The 18,238-nt window shown below is 40.9% G+C and carries 9 protein-coding genes; 2 read left to right on the top strand and 7 right to left on the bottom strand.

Annotation, left to right across the window (positions count from 1 at the left end; translation table 11 throughout):
• Positions 1-13 precede the first annotated feature (13 nt).
• Both BV372_RS01075 and BV372_RS01080 read right to left on the bottom strand, forming a co-directional pair.
• On the bottom strand, positions 14-949 hold the full coding sequence (locus BV372_RS01075) for a metallophosphoesterase (RefSeq protein WP_256973052.1): 936 nt from the start codon (positions 947-949) through the stop codon (positions 14-16).
• A gap of 101 nt (positions 950-1,050) precedes the next feature.
• A complete protein-coding gene (locus tag BV372_RS01080; protein WP_086681914.1) occupies positions 1,051-1,923 on the bottom strand; it encodes an SGNH/GDSL hydrolase family protein in 873 nt (290 codons plus the stop codon).
• Positions 1,924-2,155: 232 nt separating this feature from the next.
• On the opposite strand from BV372_RS01080, the gene BV372_RS01085 reads away from it, so the two are divergent.
• Positions 2,156-7,546, top strand: coding sequence for an ATP-binding sensor histidine kinase (locus BV372_RS01085; RefSeq protein WP_256973053.1), 5,391 nt, complete (start codon positions 2,156-2,158; stop codon positions 7,544-7,546).
• 451 nt (positions 7,547-7,997) lie between these two features.
• Here BV372_RS01085 and BV372_RS01090 read toward each other — a convergent pair whose 3' ends face one another.
• The 5 genes from BV372_RS01090 to BV372_RS38280 all read right to left on the bottom strand — a co-directional run bounded on the left by BV372_RS01090 (position 7,998) and on the right by BV372_RS38280 (position 14,475).
• The gene (locus BV372_RS01090) at positions 7,998-10,244 is read right to left on the bottom strand and encodes a cation:proton antiporter (protein WP_086681917.1); all 2,247 of its coding nucleotides are present in this window, start codon (positions 10,242-10,244) and stop codon (positions 7,998-8,000) included.
• Positions 10,245-10,515: 271 nt separating this feature from the next.
• Positions 10,516-10,923 carry a hypothetical protein gene (locus tag BV372_RS01095; protein WP_086681921.1) on the bottom strand — a complete coding sequence of 136 codons (408 nt, stop codon included), beginning with the start codon at positions 10,921-10,923 and terminating at the stop codon, positions 10,516-10,518.
• A 379-nt stretch (positions 10,924-11,302) separates the two neighbouring features.
• On the bottom strand, positions 11,303-11,752 hold the full coding sequence (locus BV372_RS01100) for a CAAD domain-containing protein (protein WP_086681924.1): 450 nt from the start codon (positions 11,750-11,752) through the stop codon (positions 11,303-11,305).
• Between the two features lie 199 nt (positions 11,753-11,951).
• On the bottom strand, positions 11,952-12,422 hold the full coding sequence (locus BV372_RS01105; RefSeq protein ID WP_086681927.1) for a BON domain-containing protein: 471 nt from the start codon (positions 12,420-12,422) through the stop codon (positions 11,952-11,954).
• 103 nt (positions 12,423-12,525) lie between these two features.
• A complete protein-coding gene (locus BV372_RS38280; protein ID WP_086681931.1) occupies positions 12,526-14,475 on the bottom strand; it encodes a hypothetical protein in 1,950 nt (649 codons plus the stop codon).
• Between the two features lie 542 nt (positions 14,476-15,017).
• Between BV372_RS38280 and BV372_RS01115 the strand changes: the two genes are divergently transcribed.
• The gene (locus tag BV372_RS01115; protein WP_143844928.1) at positions 15,018-18,173 is read left to right on the top strand and encodes an MFS transporter; all 3,156 of its coding nucleotides are present in this window, start codon (positions 15,018-15,020) and stop codon (positions 18,171-18,173) included.
• Positions 18,174-18,238: the final 65 nt, after the last annotated feature.

The following is an 18,238-nucleotide window of genomic DNA, read 5'->3' on the forward strand; positions in this document are numbered from 1 at the left end:
TAAAACATTGACATTATTTCTGCGGCTGAATTACGATTACACGGCTATCAGCCTTGATGACTTGGATACCATTTTCTAAAACTATCATTGGAATTTTCCAATAAGAATGACCACAGATCACTAATAAATTATTGGTGAGATTTATTTTTTCTAACTCACGTCGAATAGATTCTTGCCCAACTAAATTGCCTTGTAAATCGTTCGGCCCTTCATGTAATATCAGAATATCTGGCGACTGTTTCACCAGTGCTCGAATTGTTCTAAGAAATTCTTTTTCAGGACGCCTGAATGGTTTGCCTTTTTTGCCAATAATACCAGAAATTCCAGCAAGACTAAGCTCACCATTTTTCTTTATCTCACCGTCGAGATAGTAAATATTCCGATTCTGCTGAAAAATTTGAATTTCTGATTGTGTATTACCTAGACTATCGTGATTTCCTGCGACGCCAGCCACCCATCGAAATCTCCGATTAAAAGCCAACCAAATTTCTCGGACATCACCAACTACTCCACCACGTCTATTGACCTCTGCATATAAATCACCTGCTAATATAATCCCTGTATTTTGTAATGCAGGAATTTTGCCTATCTCGGCTAATTTTTCTAATTCTTCAATGAGAAGATAGCCGAGAAGTTGTTGATTTTTTGGATCTATTCCTTGTAAATCACTAGTAACAATAATTGCATCTAAATTATTAGGTAAAGAATCAACTTCTGCTAATAAAATTGGCAGATATCTTTCAATCACACCAACACCACCAGCAGCTGCTGTTAGATACTGTATCTGATGAATTGATTGATTAGATATGGAAATGATTTGCATCTTTTCATCGAACGCAGTTAAAGATAATCTGTAGGTTGGGTTGAGGAACGTAGACGCAAAGCGGCTTCCCGTAGGGTAACCCAACATTTCCAAGGGTTTGTTGGTGTTGGGTTTGACTTCGTTCAACCCAACCTACGCAGTTTAAGGTTTTTGAACCTAACTGAACTGTATTGTGCTAAATAGTATTAAAGAGAATGGCGCGATCGCAAAATAGAACCGTTTGAGATTTAGCGCTTTGATAATATTGCTAAAGCCGCATTCGCTATTAATTGATTGACCTTGTTTGTTAAATGTACTTGATCCCAAAATACATACTCATCTGGATTGCTACCTTCCACAAGTGAACTAGCTTGAGTTGTATTAGTAAAGGCAAACTTGTGCGGATGAGCGATCGCTTTATCCACAACAGATTTTACATCGAATAACATCAAATTAATCTTGTCTTCAAAAAGATATGCAATTTCTTTCAAAGATTGGTTATGTTTCTCTACTACCTGACTAACTAGATGGGAATTTGTAATATGATTTACTTCTGATGCTAGAGGTGTCTTACCAATATCAATAACGTTTACTAACAAAATATTTCTCGCACCGGATTCAATTAAAGCTTTTATAGCTGTAGAAATATTGGCGATGGTGGTAATAGTATCGCTATATTTAGGAACGCCATTTACAAATGGGGCGTAATCCGCAGTACCAGCCCAGATAATATATAGTGCATTCTGGTCAGTAGATTGCTGACTTTGTTGTAAGCAGCTTGTGTATGACTGTATTTGTTGTTGCAATCCTGGTAACTCTGGTAAGTCTGGGATAACGGCAGTAAATAAATTTTCTAGACCTGTTGTTGCACCTCCAAAAGCAAAATTAATACTCTGATTGCTTGAGCTATTTTCTGTACTTGTTTGTAAGCTTAATTTTAAACTGTCTGCCAGATAATCAATCCACAAAAGACCATTAGAGAATCGCCCATGATAGTTGGGAGGTGCGGCTAGGACACCTCCAGTAGTATTGAAAGCATTGCCTGTATCCGAATAACTGTCACCAAAAATATAAAGATTACTGAAATACTGTAGCTCTGATCTGTGAAATTGCTGCGTCATATTTGTGTAATTCCCCTGTTAATTAACAAGTTGAATAATAATTTCGATACAGGTATAACACAAAAATTTTAGTAATAGGCTTATTAGCTGAAAATATTGATTTTGTAGCTATTTCCTCTTTTGGGCAATTGACAGACTAATTTGGATTTTTTTGACTTGCTGTAGTTATTTATTTCTGTTACTAGGGAAATCTATAGATATAAAAATAATTTTATAAAAGAGGAAAAATATAGTGTCTGCATTGTTCGGGATACCAGGGTATGACTTCAAAGAAGTTGTTCATGAGGGACTAGACACCATTCTTTACAGGGGAACTTCCCAGAGGAACCAACAACCAGTAATTCTCAAAGTACTTAAAGCTGACTATCCTAGCCTAGAACAGATTTTGCGCCTCAAACACGAATATAAAATCAGAGAAACTTTGGATTTAGAAGGTGTGGTCAAGGTTTATAGCATCGAAAGCTATGAACATCGTCTGATTCTGGTTGGCGAAGATTTTGGTGGTATTAGTCTCAAACAATGGCTCTCAACGCATAAACCTTCTCTGTTCTGTTTCCTCAAAATTGCAGTTTCACTAGCCAGAACAATTGACTCCCTGCATCAACAGCACATTGTTCACAAAGATATTAAGCCTGCTAACATCATCATCAATCCGCAATCTGAGCAGGTTAAACTCACAGACTTCAGCATCGCTTCGCGGTTGGATAAAGAAACTCCTCAAATCACCAATCCTAACCACATGGAAGGTACTCTGGCATATATGTCGCCAGAACAGACAGGGCGAATGAATCGTTCTGTAGATTACCGCAGTGACTTTTACTCATTAGGCATCACATTATACGAACTACTCACCGAACAACTGCCGTTTCAGAGCAATGACCCCTTAGAGTTAATTCATTACCATATTGCCAAGCAAGCAACTCCCATCCAGCAGTTGAACCCAGAAGTACCTGAAGTCTTGGCAGCAATTATTACCAAACTGATGGCGAAAAATGCCGAAGATCGCTATCAAACTGCGGCGGGGCTATTGGCAGATTTAGAATTTTGTTTAGAGCAACTTAAAACTCAGGGCACAATATCAAAATTTATCCCAGGAGAACGCGATCGCACAGCTAATCTTCTGATTCCCCAAAAACTCTACGGTCGGGAAAAAGAAGTATTAATGTTACTATCGGCGTTTGAGCGCGTAGTAGCATCACAATCCAAAATTGAGTTAGTACTTGTATCTGGTTACTCTGGGATTGGGAAATCATCCTTAGTCAACGAAGTTCACAAGCCGATTGTTCGCCAGCGTGGTTACTTCATCCGTGGCAAATTCGATCAGTTTCAACGTAATATTCCTTATGCTTCTTTAATTCAGGCTTTGCAAAGCCTGATACAACAGTTACTTACAGAAACTAATGCTCAATTAGAACTTTGGAAACAGAAGTTGCTGTCAGCGTTGAATGGTAATGGACAAGTAATTATTGATGTAATTCCAGAAGTTGAACGGATCATTGGCAAACAGCCTCTAGTACCTCAATTGGGATTGAAAGAAGCACAAAACCGATTTAATCAGGTATTTCAAGCTTTTATTCAGGTTTTTACTCAAAGCGAACATCCACTAGTCATATTTTTGGATGACTTGCAATGGGCAGATTCTGCTTCCCTAGATTTCATCCAAGTGCTGATGACCAACCCAGATACTCAATATCTGCTACTAATTGGAGCATATCGAGATAATGAAGTGACTGGTAGTCACCCATTACTTAAAACATTAGAGGAAATTTCTCAAGCCGGAACCGTCATTAACAATATTGTGCTGTATCCCTTGGAATTTAACCATGTACAGCAAATTTTGGCAGACACTTTAAATGATGGCAAAACCAGCCGATCTCTAGCAGAATTATTATTCAACAAAAGTCAAGGGAATCCCTTCTTTTTCACCCAACTGCTCAAAACCTTACACCAAGACCAACTGCTCAAGTTTGATTTTGCTCAAGGTTCTTGGCAATGGGATTTACAACAGATTCAAGCTACGGGAATTGCAGATAAAAGTGTAGTGGAGTTAGTAGCAGGTAATATTGCCAAGTTACCAGAAACTACTCAGAATACTCTGAAATTAGCAGCCTGTATAGGTGCGCGTTTCAGTTTGAATATTTTAGCCACAGTCAGCGAACAGCGATCGCTCCTCGTTGCCACTGCTTTGGAACCGGCTTTACAGGCGGGATTAATTTTGCCGTTGAGTAATGAATACAGCATACCCCTATTGTTTGCGGATGAAGAGTTAGACATGATGGGGTTTGATAATTCTCAAATAACATACCGTTTTTTGCACGATCGCGTACAGCAAGCAGCATATTCACTGATTTTAGAATCGCAGAAGCAAGCAACCCACTTCAAGATTGGTCAATTACTTCTGCAAAGTAGATTTAAAACAGAAATTGAGTCTCATATTTTTGACATTGTCAATCAATTTAATTACGCTATTGACCTTTTTTCTACGCAGTCACAAAAAGATGAATTGGCACAATTGAATTTAACTGCTGGGCATAAGGCAAAAGCTGCCGCAGCCCATGAGCCTGCGGTAAGTTATTTGCGAATAGCGAGAGAACTTTTAGCTGAAAATTGTTGGCAATGTCAATATAATTTAACTTTAGATATTTATGTTGAAGGTGCAGAAGCAGAGTATTTAACAACTAACTTTGAGGTTGCACAGAAATTATCAGATATTGTAATTCAACAAGCAGTGAATTTACTCGATCTAGTTAAAGTTTATGAACTCATAATAGACATGAATATTGCCAAAGCTCAACAATTCCAAGCCGTGAAAGTTGGGCTAAATGCAGTAGAAATGTTAGGAGTTGCTTTGGTTAATTATACAGGTGATAGCAAGAGTTTACCGCAACTACCATTGCTGTCAGATTTAGCGACTTTTCCAGAAATGACCGACCCATGTCATTTGGCAAGTATTCGCATTCTTAGCAAAATTTCTGCCGCTGCTTATCAATCTGCGCCGGATATTTATCCCCAGGTAGTTTTAACAATGGTAAATCTGTGCTTAAAACATGGTCACTCGCCATTAGCATCTTATGTTTATGGTGCTTATAGTGCATTTTTACAATCTATTATTGGCGATCCGGCTGTTTCTTATCACTCAGGTCAAATTGCCTTTAGCTTGTTAGAACAATATCCTGCCAAAGAATTAGAAGTCAAAGTCTACATGGTAGTCAGTACCTATGCCTTACCTGGTAAGGAACACGTAAAATCTACATTTAATCCCTTAATTAAAGGAATACATAGCGGTTTAGAAGTTGGGAATATTGCTCATGCCGGTTTAACTATTATTGCTTACTGCACCCAATTGTTCATATCTGGAGAAAACTTAGAATTAGTGAACCATCGCCAAAATCAATACATTGATTTACTGCGAAAAATCAAGCAACAGCCTTATGTTAGATATGCCAGTATTTGGGGACAATTAGTTTTAAATCTTCAGGGTGCAGTATCCCAACCATGTGATTTAATTGGGGAAATTTTTGATGAGACAAATATTGTTCCTTGGTTTGAGCAAACTAATTACTATCAAGGACTTTTTGCAGCTTATATTGCTAAGGTAGTTATTCTGTATATTTTCGCAGAATATGAGCAAGCTATTAATTACAGTAAAAAAGCTACTCCTTATCAAAGAGCGACTTTAGGAATAATGTTAGTTAGTGTTTACTACTTCTACTATTCTTTGGCGCTGTTAGCTAATTATATGCATGTTGAAATAGACAAACAAAGCCAAATTTTAGAACAAGTACAGACTAATCAAGCAAAGTTAAAGCATTGGGCAGAACATGCACCATGTAATTTTCAACATAAATATGACTTAGTAGCAGCAGAAATAGCGCGAGTCCAAGAACAAGTTTTAGTAGCGATGAATTTGTATGATTGTGCCATTGCTGGCGCTGGCGAAAATGGCTACATTCAAGAAGAGTCTTTGGCAAACGAACGGACTGCACTGTTTTACTTGGATTTGGGTAAAACTAAAATTGCCAAAACCTATATGACAGAGGCTTACTATGGATATATTAAATGGGGAGTGATCGCTAAGGTAACAGACTTAGAAAAACGCTATCCCGATTTAATTACTCGAACTCAGGTTATAGGTAAGAGCGATCGGGGAATCATCGATGATTGGTTAACATCAATAACCTCTCACCAAAATATCGCCAGAACTACAAGCAATACTAACAGCACTAACAATATTTTAGACTGGGCAACGGTGATGAAAGCAGCAGAAGCCATTTCCAGCGAAATTATTCTCGATAATCTCCTGAAAAAGCTGCTGCACATTCTGTTAGAAAATACAGCATCTCAGAAGGGATGTTTGATTTTGGAAAAACAGGATCAGCTATTCCTCAAAGCCATTCATAAAGAACAAAACGATAATTTTATAATTATGCAATCTACGCCTGTAGAAAGCAGTGCAGATGTTCCAACTTCCTTAATTAACTATGTTGCTAGAACCCAGCAAGCCTTAATTTTGGGAAATGCTACCCAAGAAAGTATTGCTAGCGCCGATCCTTACATCCTCCAGCATCAACCCAAATCTGTTTTATGTACGCCAATTTTGTATCAAAGCAAATTGATTGGCATAATTTATTTAGAGAATAACTTAACTACTGATGCATTTACCAGCGATCGCCTGGAAATTCTCAAGCTTTTGTCAACACAAGCAGCCATAGCCATTGAAAACGCTAGCCTTTACGCCCGTGAGCAGGAAAAATCTCAACAACTGCAACAATCCCTAGAAAAACTCCAGCGCACGCAAGCGCAACTTGTACAAACTGAAAAGATATCTTCTCTGGGGCAACTAGTGGCTGGCGTTGCTCATGAGGTAAACAATCCTGTGGGCTTCATCAGTGGTAGTCTCTCCTATGCTAAACAGTACATTGCAGATTTGATTGCTCACTTAAATCTATACCAGCAGCACTACTCAAATCCGCCTACGATTATTCAAGAGCATGGAGAAGAGATTGACATAGAGTATCTATTAGAAGATTTGCCTAAGATGATGAACTCGATGCAGGTAGGAACCAATCGTATTAAAGATATTATGCAATCTTTGCGCAATTATTCTCGAAATGATGATGGGCAAAGAAAACTTAGCGATGTTCACAAAAGCATAGACACCACATTGATGATCCTGCAACATCGGCTCAAAGCTACACCTAATCGTCCGCCAATTCAAGTCGTGAAAAATTATGGTAATTTACCCCAAGTTCTCTGTTACCTTGGGCAACTTAATCAAGTGTTCATGAATTTCTTGGCAAATGCCATTGATGCTTTAGAAGAATCTAATGAAGGCAAGGATTATCATGATTTAGAGCAACAACCCAACATTATTAATATTAAAACAGCAGTAGAAGATGAATATGCAGTAATTAGGATTGCGGACAACGGACTTGGTATATCAAAAGAAGTACAGCACCTACTTTTTCATCCTTTCTTTACTACTAAACCAGAAGGTAAAGGTACAGGACTAGGATTATCTATCAGTCATCAAATTATTACCGAAAAACACGGTGGCACTCTTGAGTATACTTCTTCTCCTGGTGAAGGAACAGAGTTTGTAATTCGCATTCCACTGAAGTAAGTAGCTCAACCTAATTAAACATGAAATGTCATTACGTTGGCGGAACGCCTTCCCGTAGGGTACGTAACGCAGTGGAGCGAAGTAATCACAAAGAATCTATTTTACGTTTTTTAAAGTTGACCTACTTAATACCAGTTCAAATAATGTCTGTGAAACATAAATCATTCGGAAGGGTACAATATTATTGTGCCCCTACCCATCTGTCACATTCTTTTTTCAAAAGGGATTAATTACCAAGCCCTTTGAGGCGAAAGGAATAGGGAATAAAGAATAATTGCAGCATTATTGATTTTTTGATGTTTCCTTATCTGAAAATAACTATAGGACTCGTATTTGATTTTTGAAAAAACCTCATTACACTTTTATTCCTTCTTCCCTGTTCCCCGTTCCCTGTTCCCTGTTCCCTCCCTACGCAAATAATTTCTCCGAATCAAAGCGGATTCCTATATAATTAGTTGCTACGAATAGTAATCACAGCCACCGGACAGTGTGCTTTATTGAGTATGGCATCAGCACGATGACCAAAGAATACTCGACCTGTTATTGTCTGAATGCTGCTGCCCAAAACAATCAAATCTACTTGCATAGTATGGGCATATTTGATAATTTCAAACTCTGGAATGCCAGTCAGAATCGCAGTTTTAACCTCGGCTCCAAATCCTCGTCCCACTTCAGCTTGCTGCTGCACAATCTGTTTGGCAATGTCTGTTACAGAATGAATTGTCTGCTCTTCAAACAAAACATATTCACGCTGAGTCCGGTTGACGACATTAACTAAAGTGACAGTTGCTCCAGTTTGAGCTGCAATTGTACTAGCAACTTCAACTGCATGTAGGCTGTACTCGTTGCCACTGGTGGGTACTAAAATATGACCAAGTTTGTGATAGCCACTTGGCTCGGTTGCAGATAAGTTTGACTTCACCACCATTGTGGCGCAAGGAGCTTCCTGAACCACTCGATCGACTAACAAATTGAATAGCGAACCGCGAGAACGCTGATTTCCTGTAGCACCCAAAACAATCAGGTCATAGCCTTTATTAGCTTCTTTTAAAATTACATCAGCCTTGTTTTGCCCAGACTCAACTTTGGTTTGTAGCAGCGAATCGCTGGGGAGATTCATTTCATTGGCTACGGCAGCAATAGCGGTTTCTGCTGTATTATCCTTAACAGCAGTTGCTATGGCTTTTACTGATTTACGTAGAGGTTGTTGATCGCTTTTGGCATATAAAGCAGTCACTTCCAGAGAATTTTGCTGTGCCAAATGGTTAACTAACTGGGCAGCTAACCTGACATTCGGCCCGCCTTGAGTGGGTACTAATACCCGACGAATGCGCTTGATAAAGCTGCGGCTAGCTAGTTCTTCTTGCTCTAAGCGTTGGGCTTCTTCTTCACCAATTGAGACTTTGGAAAGTGACCAGCGTAACAGAGGCGGAGCCATGAGTGAGGTAACGATCGCCACCATCACAATAATTGAATACATCTGTGGATTCAGTACACCCAAGGAAACCCCAATGGTGGCAACGATAATCTCCATCGCACCCCTGGCGTTCATCCCTGACCCCATTGCAATGCCTTCCCAGTGGCTTAAGCCACCTACACGAGAACCGATATAAGCGCCAGTAAATTTGCCAAAACAGGCGATCGCCAACACTATTAAGCCAACCACAAATGTTTGGGGACTGAGCAGTTGCAGCAAGTCTACCTTCAATCCTGCTGTGGCAAAAAAAATCGGAGCGAGAAACCCAGCCGTGATGAGTTCGAGAGTTAAACCAGCCTCTCGGCTAAAACGGGGTGATTGTCCTGCCAAAATCCCGGTGACAAAAGCTCCTAGTGCTGCTTCAATTCCTAAGGTGTGGGTGAAAGCAGCAGCACTCAATGCCATCACCAATAAAGCTGACAAACTAGCTGTCGGCCCACCAATATAATCGTCTACCCAGCGCAATACTCTAGTCATGAGCGATCGCCCCAAGGTAAAGGCGATTCCTAAAAACAGGACTGCGCCGCCAATTGATCTAAATACCGTCGGGAAATCAAATTTACCACTTGTTGCTAACCCAGACACCACTGAAAGCAGAATCCAGCCGAGAGTATCATCGGTCATCCCAGCTGCGAGAGTCACCTGACCAATGTCCCGCCGAATCAGCTTTAAATCCATTAACACCTTAGCAATCACTGGTACTGCTGAGATACTCATGGCAGTGGCAATAAACAGACTGAAGATTAACCTTTGCTCAGGGTTTGCCAAAAAATTGTCTGGGAGAAACCAACCCAGCCCTAGTCCTGTTGCAAAGGGGATAATAATACCACCTAAGGAAATTAGTAATGCTGTTTTGCCCTTACGGACAATCAAGTTTAGGTCTGTCTCTAATCCAGTCACAATTAGTAAGAACAGCACGCCTAACCAAGAGACAACTGAAAGCAAATCAGACTGCGCCTGACTTTTAGGAAAAATATGATGCTGTAAATTTGGCAAAATCCAGCCGAACACTGATGGACCTAGCAGCACCCCTGCGAGTAGTTCACCCACCACTGGTGGTAGCTTGATTCGACGCATGAACTCGCCCAAGCCTCTAGCAACCAGGAGCAGCAAAGCTAATTCCAGCAACACCAGCAGCAACTCATGGTGACCCAGGGGCTTAATTAGACCTTTTTCTGGTAATGCGCCAGACGCGAGTAAAGGGTTAAGCAGTAAATTCATCTGTTCACTAGTGTTTTATTAATGCAGCTACATTAGACCTCTTGCAAAAATATTTTTACAAGAGGGGGAAAGGGAAAAGGTTAAAGGGAAAGGCTTTTTTCTTATCCCCTTCCCCTTTACCCATTACCCTTTTCCCCACTTCTGCAAGAAGTCCATTGGAGTTCTAACAATACAAGCATTTACATCACATAAAAATAATGATGAGGCAAAAATCCTCATCATCACAATTAAAGTACCTCTATAAATCTCCGACCATTGTTGCAGCAACAAGCTAAACGAGTCCTGGGCCTCTACCCCGAGTGTCATCCTTGTCTGTTAACTCACCTTCTTTATCTTCATTTGCTTCGATGAGTTCCTCAACGCGGTTAGCAGTGTCTTGTGCTGCGGATTCGCGTGCATCGCCAGGAACTTCGTAGTACATTTCTGGCTCAACTGCGTAATTGTTTAATAAACCTTCTTTATCAACTGTGTAGCCGTCTGTGGTACGTATGCTGTCAGTGTCGGTTTGGTCATCGGTGGGAGCGCTTGCTTCTCTTTCTTCTGTGGGGACTGTTTTGTACAAGTCTCCTTCTCTTTCTTTACGTGCAGCAGTTTCCGCAGGGATAATACCTCTATCATATACATCTGATTCAACGCGGTCGGATGAATCTATTGCTTTCTTAACTTCTTTATTAGCCATAATTCAAGTCCTCGTAAAACATTTTGTTGAATAACTTCTTGAATTAGATTAGGCTTTAACTCCTAGATAAAGATACTATCTTTAGAAGTGAATTAATTAGGTTAAGCAACTATTTACTCTATCCGTAGATATATCTTGATTTCTCTTTAAGGGCAAAATGCTTGAATATGGGTTCAATACTATATTAACTCTGCGATTAACAGCAAAGTAATTAATATTATTTTAGCTAATTTAATAAGTAATCCTAATGAATAAGTTGTAGAACGAGCAACGCTCATCCTACAACTTATTCACACATTCTACTAGTACAGCTGGAAAAGGTAGCAAAACTTGTCTATTCTGCGCTCAAGACTGCATTCAACAGCCTTATGCACTAGTTTCAAGTTTCGCTATATTCTTTCCCTAGAATTTGCCTTTGTAAATCTCGAATTTCATAGGTTAATTCTTGCCGAGTCGAAGCTTTGAGTAAATAACGGGAAACAAACCAGGTTGTGTAACCAATTCCAATTAACTCAAAAGTTGGTGAAAGCAAGGGAATTCCGTTGATTGCACCCAAGATTGCTAACACTACTTTCAGTGCAACAATCGCAGACAAAATTACAGCTAGGGTAAGCAAAGGCTGTTTGTATTGGTTAAAGAAACTGCCCAAATAAACAGGAAGCTGTTCCAGAAAATCGGAAACTTGACGACCAATTTGTCGCCATTGCTCATTAGATTGATTAGCTGGAGGTAGCATTGGTAAGTTTTGATTGCCTGCTCCTGGAAGAGCTACAGTAGCTTCTGCTGAGGTAGAGTTGGTTGATTCAATTTGCTGTTGTTCGGTTTCCATATTTTTTGTATTTTGGTAGTGACAACAGTTTTGATAATTGATTGGGTGTCAATCAATATAATAGTTCCGATTGGAGTCGGAAATAATATAGACTTGTGTGAAAAGTCTATAATCAATAATACAGTGATTTTTGATTATAGACTTCTGACTATATTAATTTTTAGTGATGCAACCTAATAACAGCGAGTTAAATTGTTAGTTATCTATTTTGTTGCGTTGGTGGAGCAACTGCTGCTTTGACAACTACTTTTTTGACACCTTTAATTTGCTTTGCTAAAGGTTCAATCTTAGCTAACTGTTGCTGATTGTTTACAGTTCCGCCAATAGTAACCGTGCCATCTTTTGCAGCGTCAACTGTTAGAGCGCCATTAGGGATGTTAGCTTCTATTTTAGAGCGAACTTCACTAGCAAGGTCGCCTGTAGCTCTATCGGCATCACCACCAGTCGTGTTATTGCGTTGTTCACGAGCGCGAATGTCAGAATTTAATTGTCTGCGGCGAGTCTCACTCTGTGCATCTTGTTGAGCCGCTTCTGTGGCTTTGGCGCTAGGTGTTTGCACAGCTTCGTTAGGATTATTGGGTGCCGATTCACTTGTTTTCTCAGTATTATTACAAGCAACAGCACTAAACATTAGAAGACTGCCAATTAAGAAAGGTGTTAGCTTTTTCATTTCTTTGCTCTTGGTATAAAAAAAAGTAAATTGTGCTGATGTGTGGGAGGAGAACGGAGCAAATTCTTTGGGAGCTTGCCCCTATTGCTGAAATTTTTACGCCTTAGAGGTTTTCATCTCGGTGGTCAACAATGATCACAGCAGGTTCTTCTCTATGGAATTTACCTGGATGATTGGTGTGAGAAGTATCAACAACTGCTCTGTCGTGGTGATCCACTCTATCTACATCAGTGGCGTCATAAACTGCGAATTCTTCAATTCCGCGACGTTTGAGAACAGTTTCAGCTTGATGGATTTCTGATTCTGTACCATCGACGGTAACGATGTAGTCGCCTCTTTGGAAGCGATCGCTATAAACTCGTGCCCGATTTTCGGGAATTCCTAAGCCAACCAGTCCACCTGTAATCCCGCCTGCTGCTGCACCCACAGCACCACCAGCCACTGTTGTAGCTAAAGCAGTAGCCACAGCACCACCTGCAATTACAGGGCCGATTCCGGGAATTGCTAAAGCACCAAGACCAACCAACAGACCGCCCAAACCGCCGAGAGCTGCACCTGTAGCTGCGCCAGCTTTTGCACCTTCGTCAGCTTTATTGCCTGTGCCGACGTTTCTATCTACACCAGTATTCACGCCACCAGTGTTCACGCCAGCAATGCGATCGCCGTCAGTATGTTTTGCAATGATCGAGACTCGACTCATGGGGAAACCAGCATCTCGCAGCTCGCTTAGTGCTGCTTCTGCATCGCGGCGGTGCGCAAACACACCAATTGCTCTTCTATTTAAACCAACATTGCCAACTGGTCTGTCATGGCCAATTGCTTTGTCGTGGTGATGATGCGCCGTATCATCTATATCTGTGCCGTCATAAACTGCGAATTCTTCGATTCCCCGCCGTTTGAGAATAGCTTCAGCTTGATGAATTTCCGATTCCGTACCATCAACGATGACTACATAGTCGCCTCTTTGGAAGCGATCGCTATAAACTCGTGCCCGGTTTTCGGGAATTCCTAAGCCCACAAGTCCACCTGTAATCCCGCCTGCGGCTGCACCGACAGCACCACCAGTTACTGCTGTTGCCAAAGCGGTAGCTGCTGCGCCACCTGCAATTACAGGACCGACTCCAGGTATTGCTAAAGCACCAAGACCAACCAACAGACCGCCCAAACCACCGAGAGCTGCACCTGTAGCTGCGCCGGCTTTTGCACCTTCATCAGCTTTATTGCCTCTGCCGACGTTTCTATCTACGCCAGTATTTACGTCAGTGGTGTTCACGCCAGCAATGCGATCGCCGTCATTATGTTTGGCAATGATCGAGACTCGACTCATGGGAAAACCAGCATCTCGCAACTCAGTTAGTGCTGCTTCTGCATCGCGGCGGTGCGCAAACACACCAATCGCCCTTCTATTTCTGTGAACATCCCCATGAGTGCCAACGGGAGTATGAGCAACATCGCTGACTACACGATCCCTATGAGTACCAACAGCAGCAGCCGGAACATCATATTCACTGCGTGGTCGGTCATAAACATTGAACTCTTCGATATTCCAGCGTCTGAGAATTGGTTCAGCTCGAGCAATTTCTTCGTCTGTTCCATCTACTATTACGAGATAGCCGCCTCGCTCTACTCGTTCGTTGTAATATCTGGCTCGCTCTTCAGGGATTCCTAAACCAATTAATCCGCCAAGTAAACTACCAGCCGCTGCACCAATACCCGCACCAGCTATAGTTGTAGCCAACGCTGTGGCTGCTGCTCCAGCCAGCATAATGGGTCCAATTCCAGGTATTGCTAAAGTGCCCAGCCCTACCAATAAGCCAGTTAAACCACCTAAAGCACCACCGGAAACTGCGCCGACTTTTGCACCTTCATCAGATTTATCGCCAACCCTCTCTTCTACCGGAGTGCCAGCAATTTCACCATTATGGTTTCCATCTCTTGCAATTACAGATACTCTATCCATAACAATGCCAGCATTACCCAACTCGCGAAGTGCATGTTCAGCATCACTACGATTATGAAATACGCCTATAGCACGTCTAGTTACTACAGCCATTTGTTTCTCCTAAATAAGAAAATCACTTAAACAGCTAATTTATTAAGCTCACTAAGCCTATTTATGCTTTATTTTTAATTATTTTTCATCAATCATTCGGCAGAAATTATTTATCTATCATTGGATATAGATAAGCTAATTAATCTGTTAAATAATCGCCAGAAATATTGACTCAAAATCTATTTTTATAGGTTGTTTGTCTATAAAAAACGCAGTATCTCTAGCTATTATTAAGGTTTTTACTATATATGGAGATATTTTTTATAAGCTTAAATAAATAAACCAATTTTTCTTAATATGTCATTGTTTTTTAATCAAAGTTTTATATTAAATCAGATTTTTCTCCGGATAAATAGTTTTTATTACGAATTAATAAAATCAACATTGATATATATACCTAATCATTGAGAAGTATAACTTTTGGTTGATAAATTTATTACTTAAGAAAGTGTATGTACCTAATAACTGCTTCCTAGACTGATAAATAAGCCATTTCCTAGAGAAATGGAATTTCAACCATCGAACGTAAGAGAGATAATTCTATGTTTCAAACTTTTGAAACTATGTTGAGATGGGACTGGCTACCGTTGGGAATAACAAGCACTAACACATTGCCAGAAGTTATAAATCCAGAAACAGTGCCACTTGTCTTTTCAGGTTCTAAATTTTTAGTGGCATTCTTGGCTGGTACTTTGATAGCATTGGCTTTCCAATTACTGTTAACAAACTTTTCTGTAGCTGTAGGGATCTCATCCTGGGACATTGATGCAGATGACGATGATGATCGCTCAGAAAGTTTGGGCCATACAATTCGCAAAGTAGAAGCTAAAGTTGGTTTGTGGGCATTAATCACTGCTAGCATCGCGTTATTTATTGCTTGTTTTTTAGCGGTGAAACTAACTTTTATTCAAAGCGCTCTTTTCGGAGCCATTATCGGTGTAGTTATCTGGTCTGCCTTTTTCACATTGGTAGTTTGGTTAGGTTCATCGACAGTAGGTTCCTTAATTGGTTCTCTTGCTAACACCTTTACTTCTGGCTTGCAAGCCCTGACGGGGACAGCGACTGCTGGGATCAGTGCAAATGTGGCGAAAAGACAGATGGTTTCCACTGCTGAGGAAATCACATCTGCTGTGCGGCGAGAATTAACTTCAGGTTTTGACCCTGACAGTATTAGGAATACACTACAAAGTTCTTTAAATTCTCTGCAAATACCAAACCTAGATTTAAAACAAATTCGCTCTCAATTTGATCAAATACTCAGCGATGTTGATTTGCAAGGAATCGCTAATAGTGATGCACTACGCAATATAAATCGCCAGACATTTGTTGATTTAATTAGCGAGCGCTCAAATTTATCTCTAGGCGATATCAATAAGATTGCCGAGCAATTAGAAGCTGCTTGGCAACAAGCTTCATCACGCAGAAATCCCACTGAGCAAGTAATTAATTTGCTCAAATCTGCCACTCCTGAAGAATTAAATTCCGAAAATTTAGGCGAGCGACTTCAGCAATTAGTGAGTGTTGGAGGCGGAAGGGGAAATGGCAATGGTAGCAATGGTGTACTCAAGCAAGCTGTTCAATATGGAGTGAGTGCGGCTGCCCCATTAGTATTAGATCGGACTAACCTCTCTAATATAGATCTGGGGAAAATTACGAATCAGTTGCAAAAACTGAAAGACAAAGTTCAAGATATAGACGTTGAGAAAATCACCCACGAACTGCAACAGTTCACAGATAAAACTACTGAGCAAGTAGCGCAGAAATTACCAACATCAAGCCGCAACAATATTAAACAAGATGTAGAAGATTACATCACAAATTCTTTTCCTTGGCATTTTAACCGCCTGACGATCAAAGATGAATTCCAAGATATCATCTACGATCCACAAGCAGATCCTGCAACTACGCGCAGAGAGTTAGAAGAAATCAATCAAGAGTATCTAAGCGAATTGCTAATCCGGCGAAGCGATCTCAGTGAAGCGAGGGTGAAAGAAATTGTCCAGCAGCTAGAAAGTATTCGCCAAGAAGTTTTAGAAACTGTGCAACAAGGTACAGCAAAAAAACAATGGCAAGATGTGCGTACCCAGATTGAAAATTATCTGCGTTCGACGGGGAAAGAGGAACTTACACCCGAAAATATTCAGCATAATTTTGTGGATTTGTTAGAAGATCCAGAAGCTGGGTTTGCAGAATTAAGCGATCGCTTCTCGCAATTTGATCGTGAGATATTTGTCCAAGTGCTCCAGCAACGTCAAGATCTCAGCGACGAGGAAGCTAATAATATTGTTAGTCAACTCGAAAGCACTCGCGACTCTGTATTAAATAGTGCTAGAGAACTCCAAGACCAAGCACAAGCCAAAACTGCTGAACTGCGCCAAAGAGTAGAAGAGTATCTGCGGAATACTAATAAGGAAGAACTTAATCCTGAAGGTATCAAACGCGATTTTAGAACTTTACTCGAAGATCCACAAGCAGGAATTTCTGCGTTGCGCGATCGCCTATCGCAATTTGACCGCGATACTTTGGTACAATTGCTCTCTCAGCGTCAAGATTTGAACGAAGAGCAGGTTAATCAAATTATCGATCAGCTAGAAGGTGTACGGGATAACATCCTGCAAGCACCCCAAGCATTAGCAGGTAAAGCTAAAGAACAATACGAACAAACTAGCGCCAAAATTGCAGAATATCTGCGTAATACCAATCTCGAAGAACTTAACCCAGAAGGTATCAGACGAGATTTAGAAACTCTACTAGCCGATCCGAAACAAGGTGCTGCGGCTTTACGCGATCGCCTATCGCAATTTGATCGCGATACTTTGGTACAACTCCTTAGCCAACGCGGAGACTTGAGCGAAGACCAAGTTAATCAGACAATCGATCAAGTCCAAGAAGCGATTAGTAGTATTGTCAAAGCACCACAACGCTTGGCAAACCGCACCACGCAACGGGTTGTAGATTTTAGCAAGACTCTAGAAAATTACCTGCGTCACACTAATAAAGAAGAACTCAACCCTGAAGGTATCAAGCGCGATTTGCAACTGCTGCTGCAAGATCCACGATTGGGAATTGGCAATTTAAGCGATCGCCTCGCTAGATTCGACCGTTCGACAATTGTGAGTTTGCTATCGCAACGCGAGGACATCTCAGAAGAGGAAGCCAACCGCATTGTCGATCAAATCGAGTCTGTGCGCGATTCCTTGAGTCAGCAATATCAGCAGATTCAGCAAAAAGTCCAATCGGTGATTGATGGTTCCTTTGGTAGAATTCGCGAGTATCTCAACTCCTTAGATCGTCCCGAACTTAACTACGAAAATATTCAGCAAGACTTTGCTAAAGTGTTTGACGATCCGCAAGCCGGATTTGAAGCTTTGCGCGATCGCCTCAGCCACTTTGATCGTGACACCTTAGTTGCGATTCTCAGTTCGCGCCGCGATATTTCCCAAGAAGATGCTAACCGCATCATCGATCAAGTAGAAGCAGCGCGAGATAGCGTACTACATCGCGCCGAACGCATCCAAGAAGAAGCGCAAAAACGCATCAAAGCAATTCAACATCAAGCTAAAAAGCAAGTTGAAGAAACCAAAAAATCCGTTGCAACTGCTGCTTGGTGGCTATTTGGTACAGCTTTGACTTCTCTTGTAGCGAGTGCGATCGCTGGAGTCATAGCCGCCACAGGTGGTTTAAACTTCATCAGCTAAACGTTGGGATATCTATAAATATGTAATTCCGTTGCCTAAGTCTGCGGAATTCATAAAACACAAAA

It is taken from the genome of Nostoc sp. T09 (assembly GCF_002154695.1).
Classification (GTDB): Bacteria; Cyanobacteriota; Cyanobacteriia; order Cyanobacteriales; family Nostocaceae; genus Aulosira.